The sequence below is a fragment of the Methanosarcina sp. WH1 genome (genome assembly GCF_000970005.1).
In the GTDB taxonomy this organism is placed as follows: domain Archaea; phylum Halobacteriota; class Methanosarcinia; order Methanosarcinales; family Methanosarcinaceae; genus Methanosarcina.
The window spans coordinates 2574370-2600052 of the sequence record NZ_CP009504.1 but is presented as its reverse complement, the minus strand read 5'-3'; the positions used below and the strand labels follow the sequence as shown (position 1 = coordinate 2600052).

Genomic DNA, 25683 nt, shown 5'->3' with positions numbered 1-25683 from the left:
AAAGTACAATCTGAGCGACGCCGGTAAAATCGAGTATCAAAATATCAACAGCTTATTTTTGGAAGGTCCATTGTTTGACCGATCTGTTCCGAAAAATAGAACCAGAATTATGTTCCAAAAATACTTTTCGAGACTTCTGAAATGCCGCAAGTTATGCTCTGACTACCTGGAAAAAACCGGTTTTTTCTCTGTTTAACAGCAAGTATTTATTTCAACCACAGACATATTAAAAAATTAGTCTTAAAAGGGTATACCTGGACGTAAAATTATGCTAAAAATAGCCTATTTGGAGGGAATCCGGATAGAAAAATCAGGTGAAATATGCGGCTGATCTAAAGGCTTAAAATGTATGAGCGCATATTGAATCTGATTCATGGTAGAAACATAATTGATTTATATAAAAAATACTTAATAAATGGTGAAGGCTTAGAGAATTGACACGATTTCTAAGGTTCTATTTTGAACAGATTTTTCCTACGAGTTTTAAAAAATGTATAACATGTCATGAGATTCCAAATTAATAACTTTACCAGATTTTTATGGAGAATACACCAAGATGAGTGATAAACAGGTTTATGACGCTTCGCGCATCCAGGTACTTGAAGGCCTGGAAGCTGTCCGAAAACGCCCAAGCATGTACATAGGGAGCACGGATGGCCGCGGGCTCCACCACCTAGTCTATGAAGTTGTAGACAACAGTATTGATGAAGCCCTTGCAGGCTTCTGTACCAGGGTCGATGTCACGATCAATCCCGATGGAAGCGTAATGGTCCTGGACAATGGGAGAGGTATCCCCATCGACCCCCATCCATTTCACAAGAAATCAGCTCTCGAAGTCGTTATGACTGTTCTGCATGCCGGAGGAAAGTTCGATAAGAATACCTACAAAGTTTCCGGGGGACTGCATGGAGTAGGGGTTTCGGTTGTAAATGCCCTTTCGGAATTGCTGGAAGTAGAAGTTAGCAGAGACGGAAAGAAGTATTTCCAGCGCTATGTTCGTGGAAAGCCAGAGGCTGATGTTCAGGAAATTGGAACTTCAGATCTCACAGGTACAAAAACTACTTTCAAACCCGATGCAAAAATCTTTGAGACCACAGACTTCCAGTATGATATTCTCTCAAACAGGCTCAGGGAACTGGCTTTTCTTAACCGGGGCCTCACAATAAGCCTGAAGGACTTAAGAAGTCCTGAAGGACAGTCAGAGACCTTCACTTATAGTGGAGGAATTGTGGAATTTGTGGAGTACCTGAACAAGAAAAAGCAGTTCCTCCACGAAAAACCGATATATTTCGAACGGCAAAGAGATGATATGGTCGTAGAAATTGCGATGCAGTATACAAACAGCTACACTGAAAACGTGTACTCTTTTGCAAACAATATCAACACCCATGAGGGTGGGACGCATATTATCGGTTTCAAGACCGCTCTTACAAGGGTCGCAAACGATTATATAAAAGCTAATAAGCTCTCCAAAGAAGACGTGAAACTGACCGGAGACGACGTAAGGGAAGGGCTGACTGCGATCATCAGCGTCAAACTTATGGAACCTCAGTTTGAGGGGCAGACCAAGACAAGGCTTGGAAACAGTGATGTCAAGGGGATAGTTGATTCCCTTGTAACAGACGGGCTTGCGGAATACTTTGAGGAGAATCCTAAGGTTGCAAACGTCATCCTTGAAAAAGCTCTCCTTGCCCAGAGAGCCAGGGAAGCTGCAAAAAAAGCAAGGGAACTCACCCGCAGAAAGAATGCACTCGAAGTCAGCACCCTACCCGGAAAACTTGCGGACTGCTCGGAGAAGAACCCTGCAGCCTGTGAGATTTATATCGTTGAAGGAAATTCTGCAGGCGGTTCGGCAAAACAGGGTAGAGACCGTGGTTTTCAGGCGATTTTACCTCTCAGAGGCAAGATCCTGAACGTGGAAAAATCCAGGCTTGCAAAGATTCTGAAAAATAACGAGATTGTTTCTCTGGTTACAGCCATAGGGACAGGGGTTAGCGCGGACTTTTCCCTGGAAAACGCCCGCTACCATAAGATCATCCTCATGACTGATGCCGATGTAGATGGAGCACACATCAGGACTCTTCTTCTTACGCTGTTCTTCCGCTACATGAGACCTCTGATTGATGCGGGATACGTTTACATTGCTCAGCCTCCTCTCTACCGCATAAAGAAAGGCAAAGTTGAGCACTACATACACTCAGACAGGGAACTCGAAGCAAAGAAAAAAGAAATCGGGGAAAAAGGACTTACAATCCAGCGCTACAAAGGGCTTGGAGAAATGAACCCCGAACAGCTCTGGGAAACCACCATGAACCCTGAGAGCCGGACTCTTTTACAGGTAACCCTGGAAGATGCTATCCGGGCTGATGAGATCTTTAGAATTCTTATGGGAGACGAGGTTGAGCCACGCAGGAACTTCATAGAAACGCACGCAAAAGAGGTTGTGGACCTGGATATCTGAGGTGGCTAAAAATGGCAAAATACGAAGAAGAAAATAAATCAGAAGCTGAAATGAAAATCTCTTATCAGGCTACCCTTATTCCGGAAGAGAACGATGAAAAGCCGGAAAATAGGGAAGGTTCAGCCGCCCTTACACATGAAGAGCCAGGCAAAAAACTCGAACTAACCGTTTCAGACCCCTCTTCGGAAGAGCCTGAGGACGAAGGGCCAGAACCAGAGATAAGTGGGGTTACTGGCATTCTTATCGAAGATGAGATGAAACGCTCTTACATCAACTATGCAATGAGCGTAATCGTCGGAAGGGCACTTCCCGATGCCCGGGATGGTTTAAAACCGGTCCACCGCAGAATCCTTTTTGCAATGAAAGAAGCCGGGATTACCCATGACAAGCCCTACAAGAAGTCTGCCCGTGTGGTGGGTGACGTGCTCGGTAAATACCACCCTCACGGAGACACTGCCGTATACGATAGTATCGTAAGAATGGTGCAGGATTTTTCGCTGCGTTATCCTCTGATCGATGGGCAGGGAAACTTCGGGTCCATTGATGGGGACGAGGCTGCAGCCATGCGATACACCGAAGTCCGTATGGACAGGATTGCAGAAGAGATGCTGGCTGACATTGATAAGGAAACCGTCCCCTTTAGGCCTAATTATGACGGGTCTATGGAAGAGCCGGAAATCCTCCCAGCAAAGCTTCCAAATCTCCTTATCAACGGGTCAACCGGAATTGCCGTCGGAATGGCAACGAATATGGCTCCCCACAACATAAGTGAAGTCATTGATGGGATCCTTATGCTTATTGAAAACCCGGAAACACCGGTTTCGGAACTGATGACCGTGGTAAAGGGTCCGGATTTTCCTACAGGTGCGCATATCCTCGGGACAGCAGGTATAAGGTCTGCATACACAACCGGAAGAGGCCCGGTAAAGATCAGGGCAGTTGCCGAAATTCAGGAGCTTAAAAAAGACAGGCAGCAGATTATAGTAACCGAACTTCCTTACCAGGTGAACAAGGCAAGGCTGATTGAAAACATTGCCCAGCTTGCCAGGGAAAAGGTAATTGTCGGAATTTCCGATCTGCGGGATGAGTCTGACAGGGAAGGAATAAGGGTTGTAGTCGAGCTTTCAAGGGGCGTAAATGCCAATGTTATCTTAAACCAGCTCTACAAGCACACCCAGATGGAGACCACTTTCGGGATCATCAACCTTGCCCTTGTGGATGGAAAACCCAAAGAGCTTAACCTGAAACAACTTCTGGAGATTTACCTAGAGTACAGGATGGAAATCATCCAGAAACGGACGCTCTACGACCTGAAGAAGAGTGAAGAAAGAGCCCATATCCTTGAAGGGTTAAGGATTGCCCTTGACAATATAGACGCAGTGGTTGCCCTGATTAAGGGCTCTGCAAACGGTGATGAAGCAAAACAGGGTTTGATTGATAATTTCGGCTTTGAAGAGGTTCAGGCAAAAGCTATTCTGGAAATGCGCCTGCAGCGCCTGACAGGGCTTGAGACACAGAAAATCCTTGAGGAACTGGAAAGTCTCGTAAAACTGATCGCCAAACTCAGGAAGATCCTGGAAAGCGATGAGATCAAGTACGAAATTATCAGGACTGAACTCCTTGAGATCAGGGGAAAGTACGGGGATGTCCGCAGGACAAAGATTGTGCAGTACACAGAAGATGTGACTGATGAAGACCTGATCCCGGAAGAGGATGTCGTGGTCACAATCACAAATAGTGGCTACGTAAAGCGCATTCCTCTTGACACCTATACCATGCAGCGCCGCGGAGGTAGAGGGATTATTGGCATGGAAACGAAGGAAGAAGACTTTGTGGAAAACCTCTTCGTTTCTTCAACCCACAACTATATCCTCTTCTTTACAAACCGGGGCAGGCTCTACTGGCAGAAGGTTTATGAGATCCCTGAAGGCTCCCGCCAGTCGAGAGGCAAAGCAATAGTAAACCTGCTGGAGCTTCAGGAAGGCGAAATGGTCAATGCAATGATCCCTGTAAAAGAGTTTGCCAAAGACAAATACCTCCTTATGGCAACAAGGGCGGGAACGATCAAGAAGACCCCGCTTTCTGAGTTCAGGAACCCCCGGAAAGCCGGTATCATCGCAGTCAGCCTGGATGAGGGTGACGAGCTTGTGAAAGTCCTCCTTACTGACGGAAAACAGGAAGTTGTGATGGTTTCAAAGAAAGGCAAAGCAATCCGCTTCTCCGAAAAAGACGTCCGTCCGATGGGCAGGACTGCAAGAGGAGTCCGCGGCATGACCCTTGACGGTCCTGACGACGAGGTGGTCAGCACAGACCTTGTTGACGAAACCACAACTCTCCTGACCGTAACCGAAAAAGGCTTTGGCAAAAGGACGGAATACTCTCAGTACCCTGCGCACCGTCGCGGTGGAAAAGGCGTGATTACAATCATCACAAACCTCAGGAACGGCTCGGTCTCGAACGTTAAATCCGTAGCTGAAGATGATGAACTGATGTTTACGAGCGCAGAAGGCATAATCATTCGTATCCCGGCAAAAGGCATCTCCATCCATGGCAGAAATACCCAGGGTGTACGGATAATGAACCTCAAACCCGGGGACAAAGTCGTAGGGATGGCCAGGATCAAAGTCGAAGACGAAGACGAAAAACAGCTTAAACTCACGGCTCTCATAGCCCGAAATGCAGAAAATCCAGAATCTGAAATAGAGGCTGAAGAAGACGAAGTCGAAGAGCTTGAAGAACTTGAAGACATAGAAGAATCAGAGGAAGTCAAAGAAGACGAGATTGAAGAAGATAAGATTGAAGAAAAAGAGGTAGAAGAGGCAGCTGAGGCAGAAGAAAACCAAGAAGACTGAATAAATAACATGGGTGAAGGAAAATAATCCTTCACTCAAATTGCCGCCGGAGTATAAATTTTGGGGTTTAATTTCCGGCGGCAGGTCTTCAGTCAGGAGGGGAGGGAGGGAGACTTATTTATTTTTTGCAGTCTCTCCGTGCGGTAGTGAGGTATTATTGATCAAATCCTGCAAAAAGGACACGTCTGCCGTTTCTTATGATTTTGTTCAATTCTACTCCCACAACCTTATTTTTCCTGTTTAAACATACTCATTCTCCTATTGAGATGGATGTCTAGATCTCAATAAAATGAGTATAAACGATATATTACCCCTAATTATATAAACTACAAGGGATATATTATTCGTAATTCTGATCATTTGATTTAGATTTTTACTTAAATATACTGACTTCTCTTGCTAATGCTTTTTCAGTAATTAACTCTCATGACCCATATTTTGGAATTTATATAGGCTTTCGCTGACATTTTACATGTGTTTATAAATAAATGTGAAATGGCAATGTATGGTTTAAAGATGAAATATTACTTCTGGTTTTTTCCCTCTGGTCTGTAATTTCTGATAAAAATTATCCAGGTTTCACCAGAGTGATAAATTGCATGAAAAATTTCCGATGGTGGACTTCCAGTTCGGAGGGGGGCCGGGTGGGAAACTTATTTTGCAGGGTCACTTTTTTGAATCGATTTTTGGACAGATCGGGTATCGGTTTGTTTTGCTAGATTTCTTAATTTAGGGTCGGTTTGATTTTTGATGCTTCTTAAAAACGAGGTGTTATACGTCTACAGAGTCCATAAAGTGAATAAAGAAATCGTTCAAGAGGTTTATTTGTTGAAAAATGCATTATCCTATAGAATCTGTTTTTGGTTTTAATCTAAACAGCTTAGTCTCCAACTTCAAATCCGTATCCTAAGGTGACAAAATGATGTTCAACAGGGCAGAAACACCCAAAGAATACAGATAATGAACATCAAGCCCGGGGACAAAGTCGCAGGTATGGTCAGGATCAAAGTCGAAGATGAAGACAAAAAGTAACTGTAAGTGACTGTCTTCATAGCCAGAAAAGCTGAAGGAGTAGATGAGGAAATAGAGGAAGAAGAAGTAGAGGAAATCGAAGAGTTTGAAGAGCTTGAGGAACTTGAAGAACTTGAAGAACTTGAAGAACTTGAAGAACTTGAAGAACTTGAAGAACTTGAAGAGCTTGAAGAACTTGAAGAACAGGGGAAGTTGAAGAAGATGAGATTGAAGAAGACTGAATATGAAATCTGGATGAAGGAAAATAATCCTTCACTCAAATTTCCTGCCGGAATAAAGCTATTGAGGAGGGATATCCGGCGTCTTGACCCCCCTATCTTGAAGGAATGTGGAACATAGGTTTGTTTTTAGTTACTTTTTGTGGTAGTGGTGGGTTTGTTAATAATATCCTGAAAGAAGGGCACTTCTGCCGTTGCTTATGCTTTTCAATTCTACTTCCAGGATCTGTTTTTCCTGTTTGAGTATTACTCATTTTCATTTTGAAATGATCTGTGTCTGGATCTCAAAAGTCAATGAGTATGATAATATCATTACTCCCAATCATATAAGTTCTCTAGAAAATATCATCCGTAACTCTAATCTGTTGATACAATTTTTTAACTACCTTTACTACATAAAATAGTTCTTTTTTATCAGGAACTATTTACGATTTCTATGGGCTATATCAAGTGGGATTGTATTTGGAAGCTACTTTTTGCCCCTTATTTTCAGTACCTGATCCTCTAAGCCCGCTTTTTTGAATTTATATATGCTTTCGCTGGAGTTTTACAAGTATTTATAACTGAATGTTAAATTTCAATGTAAAGTTTAAAAATGAGATCTAAATTCGGATCATCTTCCTCTGGTCTATAAATTCCGTAAACTCTATTCGTTAGGCGTTTTTCTCTTCCAATTCCATTATTCATCGGTTAAGGAATTTTTTTGCCCGAAAGCTATCGATTTTTAACCGGAAGCCTACCTTCGTTTTGGCCTATTTATATGAAATCGACACCCTGTTCTAGCCTACAATAAAATCAAATATTTGACAGCTGTTGTGAAAGTGGAAGCAATTTATCACGATTTTTCACTTAACTGAAGACGCATGTTTCCAATTCTATTGTTCCAGCGTTTTTTTACCTCCGTGGGTTCAAAGTTTTCTTCCAATGATTCTTCGACTTCTTCGACCGTTTCCGGGGGATTCCATGTCTCAACTTCATAAAGGATATCTGCAATTATTAGCCTTAGAGTCTCGTTTTCACAGTCCTTGTTCTTTCTAAGAGCATCAATTGCCGATTCTTCTCCAAACTTTCTTATGCAATTTTCATAACAAATTGTCACATTTTATTTGAATTCGGCTCTAACGTCTTCTAACATTATAATATATTATTAAATGTTAGAAAGTAATATATACCTGGACTTACATTCTAAGTTCTGATCCTCTCATACAAATAAATCTTCTAATGTATTGTTGTCTACAGTTGTTACCTCAACAACGGTGAGAGAGTCAATGTAAAGGAGGAATAAATGAATGCAAAAAGTGGATTTATTACCGCCAATTAATACGAAAATTGGAGAAATATTCGATATTTCAATACCCTCGAACCCTTCAACTGGCTATAGCTGCTTACTGTCAGAGATGCCAAGTTGTGTTTATTTTGTGGAGTCTGAATATATACCCGATGAGCCCATCGTGCCAGGAAGCGGAGGAACCAGCAAGTTCAAGTTTGTTGCGGTTAAGAAAGGTAAAGGCAAAATTAGTTTCCACAGTGTAAAGTTCTCTCATCCTCTTGATATTCTGGAATCCACTGTTATGCAACAAAGATTTGTTATAGTAGAATGATTAGATGGCTTCATTTTACTATTTTTCTTTCCTTTTTTGATACAACTATTAAATCTTTTTTGCATTCAGTTTAAGTGACTAATTTTCGACCTGTTATTGAATGCCACCGTCTTCAGGAAACCTTTGTCAATGGTATAAATCTTTGAAGACGATACCTTTTATTTTTTTCAATGAGTAGTCAAACCTGGGAACCTGGTAGAGCAAATAGATGTGAATTGCCGGTGGCGGGTTTTCAGTCTGGAGGGGTGCCGGGCGGGGAACTTATTTTTAGGGGCGGTTTTTTTGAATCGATTTTTGAATATGTCGGATACCGGTTTGTTTTACAGGATTTTCTGAATTCAGGGTTGGGTTTGAGTTTCGACTTTCGATGCTTCTTAAAAACGGGGTACCATACGCGACTGCGGAGATGGAAGCTTATTTAGCAGGCACACTTAGATAGCCTCATCCATTCGAGATGTTTCAAGAAATACGGAATGGATTTTTCACTCAAGTAACCATTTCCACACTGGTTTTATCAAGATTTTTTTTCCGTCTACTTCCAGTGTGTCTTCCTCTTCAAGCGTCAGGATAAGCCCTTTGTCCAGTTTATATGCTGTAATGGCCTCTGTGATTCCTTCAATTTCCCTCTTCTTTGTTTCCGGAGTGTTAAGGTCTACTGAAACCTGAATTGCCTCACTAATCCGCAGCCCTTCTCTTAGCACAAAATCACATTCTTTTTTCCCGGAATGGTAGTACACTTCTTTCTCTCTTCTAGCCAATTCGACAAAGACAAGGTTTTCCAGCCTTTGTCCTTTATTCTCGGAGAAATTGAAAGCTACTGTCTTCAGAAAACTATTGTCTATAGCATAGATCTTGGAAGGTGAAATTTTCTGCTTTTTGAGGGAATAGTCAAACCTTGGGAGCTGATAAAGCAAAAACACATTCTGGAAATAATCAAGGTAGTTTTTGATCGTGCTTAAACTCTTTATCCCGCTTATGCTTCTTAATGTGGAATAGGAATACACTCTGCCCACATTAGAAAGCAGAAACAGTATCAGGTCTTTGAGAGCTCCCACTTCTTTTATATTGTAACGGACCAGAATGTCTTTGTTGAGGATATCTTCAAAATACCCCCTGGTGAGTTCGAGATCTCCGTTCTTCAGGACAAGTGGAAAACCTCCATTTTCGAAGTATTCCAGGAAATTCCTGAATAAGACAGCTTTTTGAGAACTGGTAAGCAGGTCAGATTTGAGTTCTTCTTCTGTAATTCCGGTCCCCTTCAGGCGGAGGAATTCCCTGAAGGAAAAAGGAAAGAGCTTGAGCACTTTGTTTCTCCCTGTCAGGAAGGTAGATATTTCCGAACTGAGGAGCTGAGAATTCGAACCCGTGGCAAATACCTTTTTGCCTTCTTTGTAGAGGTTGTTCAACCACCTTTCCCAGAGCGGAACGTTCTGTATCTCATCAAAAAAATAATACACCTGCTCCGTCTCACTCTTTTCCATCTCCTTCCCATAAAGCTCAATCACCAGGTCCTGCAAATCCTGATAATTCCTGACCTCAAAATCCGAAAGCCGGATATCATCGAAGTCCACATAAAACTTAACTCCCTCAAGCTGTCCGGCTATCAACTTCAAAAGCGAACTCTTCCCACACCGCCTGATCCCCGAGATGATAACGATTTCATCCCCCTTGAGGTATCTCTCAAGCTCAACGTCCCGGAAAACAAGCTCCTCCTCTTTCCTGAAAGAGGCCTGCTGGTCAATTATTACCTGGCGAAGCTGACTTTTCTCCATATAAGTTAGATATTTGTAAGTTAGTTTATATAGCTTTCGTTGGCATTTTACCATTATTTATAAACTAATATTAAATTGTAATGTAAGGTTTAAAAATGGACATCTAAATTCGGATCATTTCCCTCTGGCCTGTAATTTCTGATAAAATCAGCCAGCTTCCGTTGGAGTGAAAAAATGTGTGAAAATTTCCGGTGGCGGGCTTTTAGTTTGGAGGGGTGCCGGGCGGAAAACTTATTTTTGGGGGCGGGTTTTTTGAATAGGTTTTTGAACTGGTCGGGTACCGGTTTGTTTTGAAGGATTTTCGGAATTCAGGGTTGGTTTGAGTTTCGATGCTTTTTAAAAACAGGGCAGCCATACGACTGCGGAGCAGGCGGCCGAGTCCACAAAAATACAAAAAAAGAAGATTCTGAAACTAAAAAGGGATCCGAAATTTAATAAATTCACGAGTTTTTTATCGCTTCGAGAAGTATCCCCACAACCTGAGAAGGTATAGGTACACCAAATATTGCGGTTGATAGCACTGGAGTAAGCAACTTAATAATTTCACCAGAAGTCAAACTTACTACTACATCTTTTGTGACATCTGCACTGAAGGATTTAATTTTTTCTTTTAAGATTCCTGGTATCTTTTTGAGATCAGCGAGTTTAGATTTTGCTTCTGCTTTCTCCTTTTCAGGGATCTCTGCTGCTTCTATGATTTCTGTAATAGAGGAACTATTTTGAACAATCTTTTCACTGAAACGCGTTAAAGCTTCAGAATCTCCTTTTTTCATAATCTCAAGCATCTGTGACGCAAATTCCCTAATACATTCTCCTTCTTTTCCATCCACTTTATTTGAAACTTGTACCAGATATTCAAGGCTCTGTTGAGAATTATCGATTTTTTCTTTTATCTGTTTAAGTTCATCATCTGTACCTTTGAATCCTTTTCCAATTTGATCTTTTATTGAGATACATTCTAATCTTATTTGATCTAACATTTTTTGAAGATCATTTAACGTTTCTTTAATTTCTGTCGTGTTTTTAAGAATTTGAAGTGGTAAATCTTGCAAAATACTTGTTCTCTTCCTATCCGAATAGTTACAGAGTAACCTATAAAAATTAGAGGCAAATTCTCCACTAACTAATATTTTTTGGATAACATTTCTCCAAGATTCTGGATTTTGGTTTTCGAGAAGTGCTTCATTGAAGCATTCGCACATTTCACAACCTTGTTTGTCATCAAATTCAAGGAAAATATTGTAGGCTTTTAGAACATTTTCTGCCGCGTCTTCATATGACCCTTGCTCAAAACAGAAATCCAGAGAATTTATCAAAAAAACATATGCTGAAACTCTATCCTTTATGATTTTGATCTGTGTGCGATTACCTATTTCCTCAAGTTTTCTTCTCGCCAGTTCCAATTCATTTTTTCTAACGATACTTTTTTTCAAAGCATTTTCTAGGTGACATTCAAAGACAGCGTAATCATAATAGTCAAGAAGGATGTCTTCTTTCTCTTTTTCTCTCCAATCTAACACAAGCTCACAAAAAGATTTGTTGTCAGTTCTCGCCTGACAGAATTCGTCCATAAAATTATAAAAAGGATCTTTTGATAGTTTATAAGCTTCACCATATTCGCGAGATGCCTTATTTATTCCAGACTTGCCTTCAAACTCAAGTAAACTGGCACGTATTTCATGAATTCTTGCCAGTACAATTTCTTTATACCTGATGTCTCTACTTACGATTTTTTCTTCAACATCTCCGAGATATTTCTCCCATTCTTCAAGATGTTTTTTTTCCCCGGTTCTGTTGAACATTTCTTTCAGCAGACTATTCAAATTCAATAAAGCAATGGAATATGTCCATCCGTCTCCTAATTCTTCAAGAATTGAAATGCTTTGCAAATACAATTCCTTTGATCTTTCAAAGTTATCCTTGCTGTCAACACCCATTTCAGCAAGTGTTTGTCTTGCATTACCCTCATTCATCAACGCACGAGCGTAATCTGCGCTTGCTTTGGGGAATATTTTCTGAGCCTCACCGTAAAGACCGACCGCTTTTTCAAGATTTGACCTGCTGTCAACACCCATTCCAGCAAGTGTTTTTCTTGCATTACCCTCATTCATCAACGCACGAGCGTAATCTGCGCTTGCTTTGGGGAATATTTTCTGAGCGTCACCGGAAAGACCGACCGCTTTTTCAAGATTTATCCTGCTGTCAATGCCCATTTCAGCAAGTGTTTTTCTTGCATTACCCTCATTCATCAATGAAAGAGCGTAATCTGCACTTGTTTTGGATAATATTTGCCGAGCATTACCGCAAAGACTGACGGCAGTTCCAAGATTTTCCCTGCTGTCAATGCCCATTTCAGCAAGTGTTTGTCTCGCATTAACCTCGTTTATCAACGCACGAGCGTAAAATTCGCTTTTTTTGGATAAAATATCCCTGGCATCACCGTAAAGACTAACAGCAGTTCCAAGATTTATCCTGCTGTCAATGCCCATTTCAGCAAGTCTTTGTCTAGCATTACCCTCGTTTATCAACACACCAGCGTAATCTGCGCTTGTTTTGGATAATATTTGCCGAGCATTACCGTAAAGACTGACGGCAGTTCCAAGATTTTCCCTGTTATCAATGCCCATTTCAGCAAGTCTTTGTCTTGCATTGCTCTCGTTCACTAACGCACGAGCGTAATCTACACTTGTTTTGGATAAAATTTGCCGAGAATTTCCGCAAAGACTAATAGCAGTTCCAAGATTTTCCCTGCTGTCAATGCCCATTTCAGCAAGTGTTCTTCGAGCATTACTCTCGTTCACCAACGCAAGAGCGTAATTTACGCTTGTTTTGGATAAAATATCCCTAGCATCGCCGTAAAGACTGACCGTAGTTTCAAGATTTCCCCTGCTGTCAATGCCCATTTCAGCAAGTCTTTGTCTAGCATTACCCTCGTTTATCAACACACCAGCGTAATCTGCGCTTGTTTTGGATAATATTTGCCGAGCATTACCGTAAAGACTGACAGCAGTTTCAATATTTTCCCTGTTGTCAATGCCCATATCTGCAAGTATTTTTCTTGCATTACCCTCATTCATCAACGTACGAGCGTAAGGTGCACTTGTTTTGGATAAAATATCTCTGGCATCGCCATAAAAACTGATAGCAGTTTCAAGATTATCTATGCTGTCAATGCCCATTTCTGCAAGTGTTTGTCTTGAATTACCCTCGTTCATCAACGCACGAGCGTAATCTGCGTTTGTTTTGGATATAATTTGCCGAACATTGCCGTAAAGACTGATAGTAGTTTCAAGATTTTCCCTGCTGTCAATGCCCATTTTAGCAAGTCTTTGTCTAGTATTACCCTCGTTCATCAATGCAAGAGCGTAAGGTGTGCTTGTTTTGGATAAAATATCCCTGACATCGCCGTAAAGACTGATAGTAGTTTCAAGATTTTTCCTGCTGTCAACATCCATTTCAGCAAGTCTTTGTCTAGCATTACCCTCATTCATCAATGCACGAGCGTAAGATGCACTGGTTTTGGATAATATTTTCTTGGCATCGCCGCAAAGACTGACAGCGGTTTCAAGATTTTCCCTGCTATCAATGCCCATCTCTGCAAGTTTGCCGCATGCAATGGCATTATTAACTAATACGCGCTTGACATTTTCTATATTGTTTCCGGAAAGAGAAACATATAAACTGTAATAGAATTTACTGAAAAGAGAATTATTGAGTTCATCGATTCCCTTTAAAGCGTTTTCTAGGTAAGAGAATCCTTTATTCTCAAGAAAATTAAATAATCTGTCCATTTTCTGTGAGCTAAAATGATGGGAAATGTAAATAATTCGCGAAAATTCTTCTTTGGTAAAGCCAACTATTACATCAGCAGGAAGATCATAAATGGTTTTAGCAAACAATTTATTGTCCTTATTTGCTGCAGAGGATTCCAATTGATGCAGAAAGGCTTCTTTATCCATGTAATGCGATATGTGCTAACTCGTTTTAAATTTTGTCAAATCATTTGACAGATGGAAGAACCTCTAAACGAAAATTATAGCACAACAAGCTTAAAAAAGATTATTTTTTAAATGGGATTTAAGCTACTCCTAAACCTCACCCAAACCAGTTATCCCCCAATTTCTCCTCCTTTTCCTCATGCATGCTCGCATATGCCACATAATCCCCGCTCTCCGTATCAAAAACAAACCTGTAAACCGTTTTAAAATATGCCCACATCCCAAGGGATTTCTCGCATCGCTCAGCATGACAGTTACCGAGCCATTTCCCTCCCAGACGTTGTAAACAGGATAATCGACTTCCTGAGGGACGCCGGTCAGGTACAGAGCCTCTCCTCTTTCAGTATACGAGGGGCATAGAGGTAGCTGTCATTAAGCCGCTAATGATCACTTTTCTGTGTTGAATTTTCCAAGACTAAAAATCAAATTGCGTGCGGCCACCCCAACCTAAAGGATGGGGTATGCTGATGGGCCGCCCGCCCGGTTATTCTGGTACTTAGAAATCGTCAATTTTCCGTTGCCTAGACTTTAATCTATATGATTGAACCTCTGTTTTCGGTTTTCCCTGCGACTCCTTAATGTAGTGCTTGATTGTGTCAGCGGTTACATTTCCAACGGATCGATAGAATTTACCACTTGACCATAGACTTCCACCCCAATATCGTGTTCTCAGTTCAGGATGAAGCTTGAACAATCTGTAAGAACTACCTCCTTTCAAGTATTGAACCACCTCTGATAGAGAGGTGCTTGGGTGGAATTCCAGGAACAGGTGAACATGATTATCTACAACTTCCAGAGCATGGATTTTGTAGCCTTTCTCTGTGCAAATATTGTGGAATATAGACTCGCAATCCTTTTTAACTCGTTTATTGTAGAATATCTTGTATCGATACTTAGGCACCAACACGATGTGGTAGGTAATCTGACCATAGCCATGGCTAAAACTGCGCAATTCCAACGCTTATCACATCCTAGCCATAGGTAGCTGGAACCACCTGTGGCTATGGTGTCAAAAAACCTCATTTTACAAAAAAACGATGATTGATACAGTTTAAGCGAATACAAAACAGCCAGCGAGGGTTCACTTCATCCCCGACCTGAAGGTCAGGGTATTCGTGACCCTCTGCACTCCCATAGTAATAAAAACACAGTTATTTTAATTCACTTGAGTGAACGAAGTGAGAAAAACGGACAGCACACTGCAGAACCGTAACTCTACTTCAAAAGGTTCGTGGAGGATGAGCGGGAGGCTCCCGCCTGCGAGAAATAAAAAAGAAGTTATTTTAGTTCACCGAACGTAATCTTCAGATCGAGAAAAAGCCGTATGTTCCACTTTCCCCTCCTCTTCAAAAATCCTCAGTTACTGGAATCCAGCTCCCCAATTAATCTTTCAATAGTTTGTTCAAACACCGGGACATCGTTTACTACGGTATCCCAGACAAGGTTATAATCTACATTAAAATAGGCATGAATCATGCGGTCTCGCATACCTGCTATACTTCGCCAGTCGAGTTCAGGAGCTAAAGACCTTATGTCGGCAGGAATGGCTTTTGCAGCCTCGCCTATGATCTCTAACTGGCGGACTACTGCACTTTTGGTCTTCTCATCTTTCAGAAAAGCATCTTTGTCCATTTCCTCTATGAAACTTTTTACAGTTATGGAAGCCGAGAGCATTTCGGAAAGATAAAGAATTGGGGACCTCATACAAGCACCAGTTCCTTCAATACATCATCCCGCATCATCGGGTGAAGTGCTCGTTCAGAGACAACGTCGACTGAAACTCCGAAAAGGTCCTCAAGATAAAATCCAAGCCCCGTAAGATGTAAAAGGGTTGCTCCTTCCCCAAATCTCACCAGAACATCAATATCACTTTTCTCATTTTCCTCGCCACGGGCGTAAGAGCCGAAAATGCCTATCACTTCTGCCTTGAATTCCCTTTTTATTTCAGCTTTTCTTTCCAGAATAAAAAGCCGGATCTTATCAACGTCCATGTGGGTTTTTTCGTGTACCATGACACCCATATCCCTTATTTTTATTAGTCAAATGCACAGTCAAATTTGAATTGACGATCTAAACCATCGGTACTGTAGATCTCAGCGTATTGTTTCAACTATTAGTTGAATTTTAATGATTGTATCTTTAATAAACGATTCCACTTATACAATATCAAGCTTCACGCCTATATGCTTTTTCTGTTGCTCAACATTCTGTGCAAAATAGGTACGAATTAAAAAAGTGCTGAATCTATGCGAACTGCAAGGAAGTTCCAGAGAGTTAAGACTGATTGTTATAAAAAAGATAGGTAAGAGGGACGGAACTATACAGCGACCAGGGTGAAAATATTTCAGGAATCGAGCTCAGGAGAGCACTGCACTAAAAATAAACATAAAGTTATTTTAATCCTCATAAACGAGATCCAGATCGATAAAAAGCCGCCCCTCCACTTTCTCCTCCTCTGAAAAAATTCCGGTTTTCGCTTCAAAAATCATGAAAAACCAATTAAACCAGTCCTCTTGAGCGAACGAATTGAGTGAAAAGGACCCCTTGCTGTTGTACTTTCAGTGCAACTCCCAGAAAATCTTTAATTTTCTGTGATCCCGAAGCGGAACTCGGGGAGTTCAAAAGGTTCGTGGGGGATGATCGAGAGGAGCACGCATGAGAAAAATAAAAATACAGTTATTTTAATCAGCTGCAGAAATGGAATTCATTTAACTACCTTTCATTATGATGATCGTTTTTGCATCAAAACCTTTCATTATTCATCTTACCTCAGCAGGAGACCCCTTCCTCGACATTTCTGGCTTGCCGGAAATGGCAGGTGGGGGAGGAATGCGTCATCTGTACAATCTGAACTAATGTTGTACTCCTCGCACTCAGTCTCCTGCATTTTTTCTTAACATTAACACTATCTGAAATTTTGTTTCCGAATATATCTGATATTGAAAAATACCCGGATGACCGTTTGCCACGAATGAACCCGATCCCTTTTTCCGTTTTTACCTGATCGAATTTCCTGAACCCAAACAGCTTTCCGGTAGGCATTTTCTTCTCTGACCTCTTCCCTCTCCGCTGCTGATAATCTCCCGCAGGAACGTTTCTTTTTAGAAAAACCGAATCTTCTACCTCTACTTTCTGATCGTCCCTGCAACAGATAGCAACAGCATCAAAGTAATGTGTTTTTAACAACTTCAAGACCTGCTCTCTCCTGTACTTTGTTTCGTACCCGAAAGTCTCTGCAAAATTCCAGCCGGATTTCCGGATTTGGGATTTAAGGATCCCTATTTCAGTTGCATGTTTTGTTTTTGACTTTTTCCCTGAAAGCTTGAATTCTCCATTGTGCAGGGCTTTGTGACAGGTTTCACAGAGTGTTATCAGGTTTTCCGGAGCATCTGATCCCTTCTGTGACCTGAAAACAATGTGATGGCAATGTAGCCGGAAATCCTTTGACTTTCCCATGCAATGCTGGCAGGTGTAGCCGTCCCGATCCAGAACGTAAGCTTTGACATTGTAGAAGCCTTTAAGGTCCCCTTCCTGATACCCAACCCCGGAAACCTCCGGATTTGTTATTTTGTGAATATCAAAGGAAGCAAGCTCTACCTTCCACCCGGTTACAGGAAGCAGGGATTCCACAAACCTTTTTTCCCGGAAATGAGCTTCAAGTTTGCTTTTGATGGAAGGAGCCAATCTTCCTTCTCTCCTTGAATTTCCCCGGTTAGCAAATCTTGCAGGTCTATACCTTGTTTTTCTACCTCTTCTGTTTCTCCGGTACATCTTCCGTTGGTCCATCTTTTTAGAAACATTTTCTCTAAGGTGAATTTCGGACTGATACAACACTTTTCCGTTAGCAATGGCTGCACAGCCCACTACCTTAGAGCCGGTATCCATCCCTGCAATTACAGGTTGAGTATAGCTACTGCTTTCGAAAAGTAACTTGATTGTGAAGGGCGTGGTTCGGACCACTTTTGCCTTTCCTGTTTTGAGCAAGATCCTCGCTTTTGCCGGTTTCGTGGGCATTAGCGGGTTTCCACCTTTGCTAAGTACAAATACAAACATTTGTAATTGCTCCTATTGAATAGGGTTATACGTATCCGAATTGTGGAGTCAATTCCGGAATCCGTCTTCCTCTCGATCTGATATGGAAAGGTTTAACGATGCAAGCACTGTCCCTACCTCTCAGGACTGTTTAACCGGCATCCTTAGAGCCTTAAACTGAGGCGGCATTCAAGGGTAACTATTTCTTTCCTATCGTTTACCGATTTTCCATTGCTCCTAATCGGTGATCTGGTCAACCAGGGCTTGTTAAACAAGCTCCTTCCTCAAAAACCTGAGCCGTTAGGTGAAGGTTTTAGGGAGGGGTAATTGACTATAATGAAACGTATAAATACCCACAGATTACTTATTTTTTCCATGTACCCTCACCCAAACCAGTTATCCCCCAATTTCTCCTCCTTTTCCCCCTGCATGCTTGCATATGCCACATAATCCCCGCTCTCCGTATCAAAAATAAACCTGTAAACCGTTCTAAAATATGCCCACATCCCAACATAGGGATTCCTGGCATCGCTCAGCATGACAGTTACCGAGCCGTTTTCTTCCGAAACCGAATAAACAGGATAATCGACTTCCTGAGGGACACCTGTCAGGTAGAGTTTTTCGGCTCTTTCGGCGTAGGCGGAGGTATCGGGGACGTCGCCGGTCACATTTATTTTTTCGATATAATCGCTTCTTTCGATCCCTGACCAGTAGCTGACTTCCATTATCTTGTAGTAGGTGGAGTTATAGGAATATGCGGTAAGGAACTTTCCGGGGGAGGATGGGTAGGTTTTCTGGTAGCTGATTTTTGTACCCTCTGTGTCGGAAATATTATTCACGAGACAAATTTTAGCTACAGGCAGCACTGTAATCCAGACCAGAAGCACAACTAGAAGGGTGGTATAAAATTTGCTCCGGTTTTCGGTGACAAAAGTACAGAAGTTACTGAACTTTCCTGTCCATTTTCCACGGCTTTTCATGTATGCTACAAGTAAAATAAAGACGGGCACCAGGGGAAGAAGATTTGCCAGCGGGTCGAAGAAGTAGACGGCTCCCATGATTGAAGTCTCGGTGTTGAACGGGTAGAGGGGGCGCATTTTCCAGCTGGTGGTATAATCAAGGTAGCTGTGGAGAAAAATAGCTGCAAACCCGGCGGCTGTGAACCTGAGGTCTTTTATTATAAGCCAGGTGAAAAACGTTACAAGCAGGATGAAAAGGATGGAGTGCATAAACTCCCTGTGACCCAGCAGGTAAAAAAGCTGGTTTCTGGTCTCATGGCTTACGCTGTCGCTGACGAGGGCAAAGAATATGTATGGGATGAAATCCAGGTCCGGCAGGATTGCCAGAAATGCCAGGATGTTCCGCTTTTTTCCTTTATATCCGAGAGCCAGAGCGATCAGAAGGCCAACTCCCAGATGGGAGAGTGTGTTTACCATTTGTTTTGTCCCTGAATAAATTTTCCTTTTACTTTTGATAAAGCACAATTATCTGGTGAAACTTATTTGGTGAAACTTATTTGGAGAAACATTTTGGTGAAACCGTGAATAAATTTTTTCAAAAATATCTCATAGTTTTCGTCTTTTACCTTTAAATAGGTTTGATGTATAATTATATTTTACACTTAGAATTGTCAGATGGCAATTCGATATGTATCTGACGTGAAACAAAGCGGAGTATTTTAAAATGCAGATTGTTTCGCGACAGAGTATTTTGATAGATATATTTCTGTTAATACAGTTAAGGGGGAAATTGGTTAGCAGAATTTGTAAACGGAACATTCTTGAACTGAAAGATATAGCCTTACAGGTGAACTTACAGGCTTACAGTTAAGAAGATTCCCAGAGAGAATTTTGTGAAGCCAGTTGATTCAAAAGGGAGATAATATGGCTAAAGAGTTGTATAAATTACCACCGTTGAAGTATGGCTACGCAGACCTGGCACCTTATATTTCCGAAGAACAGCTGCGCATACACCACGACAAACACCATCAGGGCTATGTAAACAACACTAACGCCCTTCTGGAAATGATGGATAAAGCCAGAAAAGAAGGCACGGATTTTGATTATAAGACAACTGCAAAAGCCCTGTCTTTCAATCTGGGTGGGCACGTTCTTCACGATTATTTCTGGTGGGAGATGACTCCTGCAAGCAATGCAAGCAAAGAGCCTGTTGGCGAATTAGCTGATGTGATTAAGGATGATTTCGGAAGTTTTGAAAGGTTTAAAAAGGAATTTTCCCAGGTCGCATCAAGTGTCGAAGGTTCTGGTTGGGCAGCCTTAACTTTCTGTAATGATACTAAAAGACTCGGGATCATGCAGATAGAAAAGCATAATGTAAATCTTGTGCCTGATTTCCCGATCCTTATGGACCTGGATGTCTGGGAACACGCCTACTATATTGATTACAAGAATGATAGGAGCAAATTCATAGAAGGGTTCTGGAACATTGTCGACTGGGAAGAGATTGACAAATACTTTAAAAAGACACAGAAATAAATCGAAAAGATATTTTTGGACATAATAATCAAAAAATTATCTTTCAGCATTTTTCAGCATAATTATGTTGTTTAAGCATGGTTGTGTTATTCCGATTACACTTTTTTGGATGAGATGTAATCGGAAATGATACTATTTTTCTTGGAAGGGTTTTTGTTTCCCTTGATCTTATTTCTGGAATCTTTTTTCCTTATATTTTATTCCCGGGAATATTGTTCTCGGAATCACTCGAAATAGTTCTTGTCAAGCTTCTTTTCCGCTCTCCCGTAGTGGCTCTCATATACCTCGTATTTTCCGCTTTCCCTGTCAAAAACAAACCTGTAAACCGTATCAAAATAAGGCCAATTTTTAACATAAGGGTTTCTGGCATCGCTAAAAATTACGGTTACAGTCCCTCCTTTTTCCGAAACCGAATAAACAGGATAGTCGATCGCCTGAGGCACTGAATTACTGTAGAGTTTCCCGGCTCTTTCGGCGTAGGCAAAAGCGTCCGGGATATCCCCGGTCACAGTTACCTTCTCAACGTAAAAACTTTTTTTAACTCCTGACCAGTAGTTGACTTCCAGGAGTTTATACCGGGTATCATCATACGAATATGCTGCCAGGAATTTGCCGATCGATATCGGGTAAGTGTCGTTGTAACTGATCTCGGTCCCTTCTGCTCTGGAGATGCTGTCCGTAAGGAGGACTTTTGCAACAGGGAACACTGTGGTCCAGACAAGGAGGATTATAATAAAAGAGGCATAGAATTTGCCCTCATTCCTGTTTACAAAACCATGGAACCTGTTTAGCCCGTTTAATTTTCTTAGCCCGTTTAATTTTCTATTCAATATGTCTCTGTTTTTATTGCTCCAGCTGTCCTTGCCTTCGAAAGACCATCTTCCCTTGCTTTTAACATTCCATTTATCCCTGGTTTCAAGACTCCGTTTGCCCCTGTTCTTTATATATTCCGCAGCCACAATGAAGACAGGCAGCAGAGGAAGGACATTTATCACGGGATCAAAGGGATAAATGGCTCTAAGGGCGGACTCGTTTGTGCTGAACGGATAGAAGGGTCGCATTTTCGCGATCGTAGTGTAATCCAGGAGGATGTGCAGGAAAACAGCCTGAAACCCTCCAAATGTAAAAGCCCTGTCTTTAGTTTTAAGCCAGATCAGAAGTGCGATAATAAAAGCGAAAAAAACCGAATGCATAAACTCCCTGTGTCCCAGCAAATAGAAAAGCTGGTTTCGCGCCTCGTGGCTTACGCCTCCGCTAATGAGTGTAAAGATCGAATAGGTGAAATAATCCAGGTCAGGGATTATAGAAAGCAGAACCAGACAAAGCCTCTTCCTCCCTTTTAAGCCAAGGGCATAGGCAAGAAGCAGACCGATTCCAATATGAGATATTGTATTTACCATAAATCTACCATGAATTTATATCTGTGCCATTAACGGTGTGTTCATTAACGATGTATTTTTACAGTAGTTCCGATCAGGCTTACTTCCGAATGACAAAAACATATTGATTTTACTTTTTACCCACTCATTTTCAAAATATTTTCTATTACTGGTTAGAGTTTAAAATTCTTAATCTATAATTTCCACTAACAGTTCTCAAAAAATAATTTTTTATCGAGTGATTTTATAGCATAAGCTATTAAGTTAGCAATTTTTAATTCAATACAAGTTATATTGTAGTTAATCGAGTGCGTAGCACTCGATTTCGTTCTTCATTAAACCATCTCAAACATTCCAGTAACACCTTAACTGGAATAAAATTCAGCGATTTTAGCCCATATCTAACAGCTTTGTTTATGTCTTCATTTATTAATGATTTTAGCTCATAAGCTGTAATTTCGATAACTGACTTTAGCATATTTAGAACATTGTACATGATGCATTGAATAACAAAGAACAATACTCTTGCTACTGGTGATTTTGTACATGTTCGTATCTTGAAGTCGTTTTTCACTCTATAGCCAGTTTCTATGTTCCATCTTTTTCGGTATTCTTCAGGAATTGTCTTTTCAAATTTCTCAGTTGATTCTGCCTCTTTGTTTGTAGCAAACAGGATGTACTTTTCCTTTTTATCATCATATATTGCCACAATATTGAAGGAAGGTCCTCCTTGCTTAAATTGATATTCAAAAATTACTGAAGTATTTCCCCATTCTTTTTGATGATTTTTAAGTTCTCTATTGATAACCTGATTTGATTTAGCTGCTATAACAAAATTGACTTTAAGTTCATCTAATTTTGAAATCACAGCTCTATTACAAAATTCCTTGTCAAGGTATGATGTCCCTGTTTTTACACCTATTGCCTTAAGTCTTTCGAATAAAGATTCGATGAATAGAGAATAATTCTTGTTCAAACTATTAATGTCGATTACGTCAAGTGTCAAGTGAGAAGTTCCAATTATATCCAGGGTACAAAACGATTTACCCCACGAACTGCCATTCTTTGGTTTTATGCCCCTAATTCCGGGAGTATTTTTGTCTCCATAAAATGGAACATCATGAAAATCAATAGCTATGTCATGAACAGTGTTTTCAAGTTTCATCATCTTGAAAATCTCAAAATTCATTTTTCTGAAAGCAGAAAGAGTATCTTCAATATTATTGTCTTTGATGTAATTGAAAATAGTATCTGCTGAGGGGATTCTTAAGTCAGGATTTTTGCTTTTGAGGTCATTACTTGCAGATTCAAGAGAGTTTGTAGAAAATGTTGAGGCATGTAATAACACGTTTAAAATGTCCTGACATTCATAATTTGCAGATTCTGGCAAAGTTATTATATCATATTTGCGAAACAATTCAGAGGATACAGCCATCAAGCTGGCTGTATCTATGGCCATGGAGTCGTTTTTGGTTGGCATCACAAACGAATTCCATGGTTCATTAGATCTTTTTTTCGGTAAATCATAAATATTTGATGACTGCCAAATTCAGCATTCGGAACTTGGGTTATTCGGAACTACTGTTTTAATGAATTAGATTCTGGAAACCATGATCGTGAAGAACTCTAGCTTGATAAGTTCTAGCTCTATAGTGTCTCCACCCTGCATATATATCTTATTATATAAATAAATAGATAATTATATCGTGCACATCGAAAAAAAACAAAACAGAATTTATACCTTATTTATGCTGCTCCTCCTGATAATTAAGGAACACCCAAAAATTGAATAAACTACTATTTTTTTAAATATAAACAGAGTCGATTAAGTTGACGAGACGGATAGTGCTCTCTCAGGTCACTGAGATGAATTATCCATTGTTCCGGATCAAAAGCAGAGGAAAGGCCTTCAAAACCTGCATTGAAAGGATAGGGTTTTTCGTCCCTTCCGGTATGCAGGATAATCATAATTGGTAAACTACCCCGCCCTACTTTCTGATGAAAGTGAGGACGGAGCTTCCTTCGAGTGGTTACGTCACCTGGATATTTGCATAATGCAAGTATCCATCTGTAATCCTGTTTTGTCGAAGATTATCAGAAAACCTCTGATAACCTGTCCGCAAAGCATTTTGTGATAAGAATCGCTTCATGATGTTGATAGCACTATTTCTATCTCTATCAATAACGTTTCCAAAATTACATTTCATAGTTCTTTCCCAAAGAGGCATTTCATGCCTTTTCTTCAGTTGGATTGATCTTAATTCTCTTCGTCAGATGCATATTTGCCCTGGTTATCAACATATTGCTTCAGTATATCTAAGGTTACTTGTCCTTCTAAGGTTACTTATCCTGTCGATGCGATAAAATACGATCTTGACCAGAACGTATCTTTCCATAACATAGTTTTTACTTCAGGGAAGTTTTTATGAATCTCCCTTGAAGTTATTATTTTTGTGGTGTTGATATATTTTGGAATATCAAGTGAAGGTTTTGCTGAAAATAATAAGTGAAAATGGTCTTTGTCACACTCGATATTCAGCACTTCAACATCAAATGTTTCACTTATGGTATGGATTTTTGTTTTGAGAAAATCAACAACTAAAGGGTTCGTTAGAGCTTTTCTCCTATATTTCACACACTGAACGAAATGATAATGGGGTGAATATGTAAAATGGCTTCATTGGTCATCGGTTAAGGAGTTTTCTTGCCCGAAAGCTATCGATTTTGTACCATAAATCGATCTCAAACTTTGCCCTCTTTTCCTAAAATCGATACTCTGCTCCAGCCTATATTATATTAAAATTTTAGATAACTGTTGTAGAAATAGGGCAATTTATTATGGTTTCTTTCTTAACCGATGACATATGAAAATGGCTTCTAAGATTCAGTTTATGCCGTATAGTTATATATATATCTAGATAACTATAAGCATGCATAATTATGTTACTGTTGTTTTGTAGAAGTTGACGGCTTTCATCCCCTACCTGTCGCTTACGCTCCGAGGAAGGGGACTTTCCGCCTTAGAGTTAAAAGCAGAAGAGTTCTTTTAAATCTAGGGTCATGATATGGTTTTTACATCTCAACGATCTTTTCGATAACGTCCCTTTCGGAGCGGTAAACCCTGAACTTTGCCACCCTGCCTACCTCCAGCGTATTGAAGTCTTCCCTACTTACCCTGTATTCCCTGACTTCGTCTTCAACGCAGAGCCGCATTCGGACAACGTACTCGATTTCCGGATACATGGTTTTAAGTTTGGTTTCCACTGACTCGTTGATCTGGAAGTTTTCGGTGCCTTCCGGAAGCAATTGTCCACAGGCTTCATCCTGAACCGAGATCCCTTCAGGGCCGCTCTGGAAGATGATAGTCCTATCTTCTCCTTCAACTCCAACGACTTCCTTTTGGAGAACAAAACCAACACCTACTACAGGGGATAAAAATCCCTTGACCGAGATGAAAATAATGGCAGCAAGGAAAATGATAACTGCTCTTTTCTTTCGGGTATCGTCTATCTGGTTCAGCTTCAAGTAATCGACCTCGATTCTTTGGAATACATTGCGCTTCAATTAAATTCCAGGCTTAAATTCCAGGCTCCAATAAATTATCAGGTTTTAATAAAGTCCCGGTTACCGGCTTAGAAGATGGAGTTTAACATGACTGATACATGATTGATGATAATATCCAATTCATGACCGAAATATAATCATATCAATGCTGTCACAATAATAAATATTTTTTTCACATTTTTATTAATTTTTCATACTGAATAAGTAAAGTCAAATACCAAACTTAACATAAACTTTTTACAGATTCTCGGCTTTCCGGATAGAGCTGGATACATTTCT

General features: G+C 40.6%; 16 protein-coding genes and 1 pseudogene. 5 read left to right on the top strand and 12 right to left on the bottom strand.

Translation table 11 applies throughout. The annotated features are described in order from the left end of the window. The first annotated feature begins 556 nt into the window (after nucleotides 1-556). The 3 genes from gyrB (at nucleotide 557) to MSWH1_RS19685 (ending at nucleotide 6684) form a co-directional block, all read left to right on the top strand. Entirely contained in the window at nucleotides 557-2461 is a 1905-nt protein-coding gene (gene gyrB, locus MSWH1_RS11380) for a DNA topoisomerase (ATP-hydrolyzing) subunit B (protein ID WP_048128626.1), read from the top strand. Nucleotides 2462-2472: 11 nt separating this feature from the next. Beyond that, nucleotides 2473-5313 carry a DNA gyrase subunit A gene (gene gyrA / locus MSWH1_RS11375; RefSeq protein WP_048128625.1) on the top strand — a complete coding sequence of 947 codons (2841 nt, stop codon included), beginning with the start codon at nucleotides 2473-2475 and terminating at the stop codon, nucleotides 5311-5313. A gap of 1038 nt (nucleotides 5314-6351) precedes the next feature. Continuing rightward, nucleotides 6352-6684: a hypothetical protein gene (locus MSWH1_RS19685; RefSeq protein ID WP_052722756.1), complete on the top strand. Its 333-nt coding sequence runs from the start codon at nucleotides 6352-6354 to the stop codon at nucleotides 6682-6684. Between the two features lie 714 nt (nucleotides 6685-7398). Here MSWH1_RS19685 and MSWH1_RS11365 read toward each other — a convergent pair. Next, the gene (locus MSWH1_RS11365) at nucleotides 7399-7662 is read right to left on the bottom strand and encodes a hypothetical protein (RefSeq protein WP_048128623.1); all 264 of its coding nucleotides are present in this window, start codon (nucleotides 7660-7662) and stop codon (nucleotides 7399-7401) included. Nucleotides 7663-7852: 190 nt separating this feature from the next. On the opposite strand from MSWH1_RS11365, the gene MSWH1_RS11360 reads away from it, so the two are divergent. Further along, complete coding sequence (locus MSWH1_RS11360; protein WP_048128621.1) at nucleotides 7853-8164, top strand: protease inhibitor I42 family protein; 312 nt, start codon at nucleotides 7853-7855, stop codon at nucleotides 8162-8164. Nucleotides 8165-8646: 482 nt separating this feature from the next. Here the strand turns inward: MSWH1_RS11360 and MSWH1_RS11355 are convergent, their stop codons facing one another. From MSWH1_RS11355 to MSWH1_RS11325, 7 genes are all read right to left on the bottom strand, one after another. Continuing rightward, on the bottom strand, nucleotides 8647-9936 hold the full coding sequence (locus tag MSWH1_RS11355) for an ATP-binding protein (RefSeq protein ID WP_048128618.1): 1290 nt from the start codon (nucleotides 9934-9936) through the stop codon (nucleotides 8647-8649). A gap of 440 nt (nucleotides 9937-10376) precedes the next feature. After that, complete coding sequence (locus MSWH1_RS11350; protein ID WP_048128616.1) at nucleotides 10377-13895, bottom strand: hypothetical protein; 3519 nt, start codon at nucleotides 13893-13895, stop codon at nucleotides 10377-10379. Nucleotides 13896-14430: 535 nt separating this feature from the next. Then, on the bottom strand, nucleotides 14431-14892 hold the full coding sequence (tnpA, locus tag MSWH1_RS18380; protein WP_082088120.1) for an IS200/IS605 family transposase: 462 nt from the start codon (nucleotides 14890-14892) through the stop codon (nucleotides 14431-14433). 398 nt (nucleotides 14893-15290) lie between these two features. Next, nucleotides 15291-15638: a DUF86 domain-containing protein gene (locus MSWH1_RS11340; protein ID WP_048128612.1), complete on the bottom strand. Its 348-nt coding sequence runs from the start codon at nucleotides 15636-15638 to the stop codon at nucleotides 15291-15293. Continuing rightward, nucleotides 15635-15946, bottom strand: coding sequence for a nucleotidyltransferase family protein (locus MSWH1_RS11335; protein WP_048128610.1), 312 nt, complete (start codon nucleotides 15944-15946; stop codon nucleotides 15635-15637). The genes MSWH1_RS11340 and MSWH1_RS11335 overlap by 4 nt, the downstream gene beginning before the upstream one ends. Nucleotides 15947-16703: 757 nt before the next feature. Continuing rightward, the gene (gene iscB / locus MSWH1_RS11330) at nucleotides 16704-17987 is read right to left on the bottom strand and encodes an RNA-guided endonuclease IscB (RefSeq protein WP_048128607.1); all 1284 of its coding nucleotides are present in this window, start codon (nucleotides 17985-17987) and stop codon (nucleotides 16704-16706) included. 362 nt (nucleotides 17988-18349) lie between these two features. Continuing rightward, nucleotides 18350-19402: a metal-dependent hydrolase gene (locus tag MSWH1_RS11325; RefSeq protein ID WP_048128605.1), complete on the bottom strand. Its 1053-nt coding sequence runs from the start codon at nucleotides 19400-19402 to the stop codon at nucleotides 18350-18352. 447 nt (nucleotides 19403-19849) lie between these two features. Between MSWH1_RS11325 and MSWH1_RS11320 the strand changes: the two genes are divergently transcribed. Beyond that, nucleotides 19850-20461 carry a superoxide dismutase gene (locus MSWH1_RS11320; protein ID WP_048128602.1) on the top strand — a complete coding sequence of 204 codons (612 nt, stop codon included), beginning with the start codon at nucleotides 19850-19852 and terminating at the stop codon, nucleotides 20459-20461. A gap of 224 nt (nucleotides 20462-20685) precedes the next feature. On the opposite strand, the gene MSWH1_RS11315 is transcribed toward MSWH1_RS11320, so the two are convergent. From MSWH1_RS11315 to MSWH1_RS11305, 4 genes and pseudogenes are all read right to left on the bottom strand, one after another. Further along, nucleotides 20686-21861, bottom strand: a complete 1176-nt coding sequence (locus tag MSWH1_RS11315; protein WP_048128600.1) for a metal-dependent hydrolase — start codon at nucleotides 21859-21861, stop codon at nucleotides 20686-20688. A gap of 268 nt (nucleotides 21862-22129) precedes the next feature. Then, nucleotides 22130-23320, bottom strand: a complete 1191-nt coding sequence (locus MSWH1_RS18375) for an ISH3 family transposase (RefSeq protein WP_082088035.1) — start codon at nucleotides 23318-23320, stop codon at nucleotides 22130-22132. Nucleotides 23321-24184: 864 nt separating this feature from the next. Next, a pseudogene (tnpA, locus tag MSWH1_RS20235) lies at nucleotides 24185-24505 on the bottom strand (IS200/IS605 family transposase); the annotation flags it as partial. A 407-nt stretch (nucleotides 24506-24912) separates the two neighbouring features. After that, nucleotides 24913-25365: a hypothetical protein gene (locus MSWH1_RS11305; RefSeq protein WP_048128599.1), complete on the bottom strand. Its 453-nt coding sequence runs from the start codon at nucleotides 25363-25365 to the stop codon at nucleotides 24913-24915. Between the last annotated feature and the right edge of the window lie 318 nt (nucleotides 25366-25683).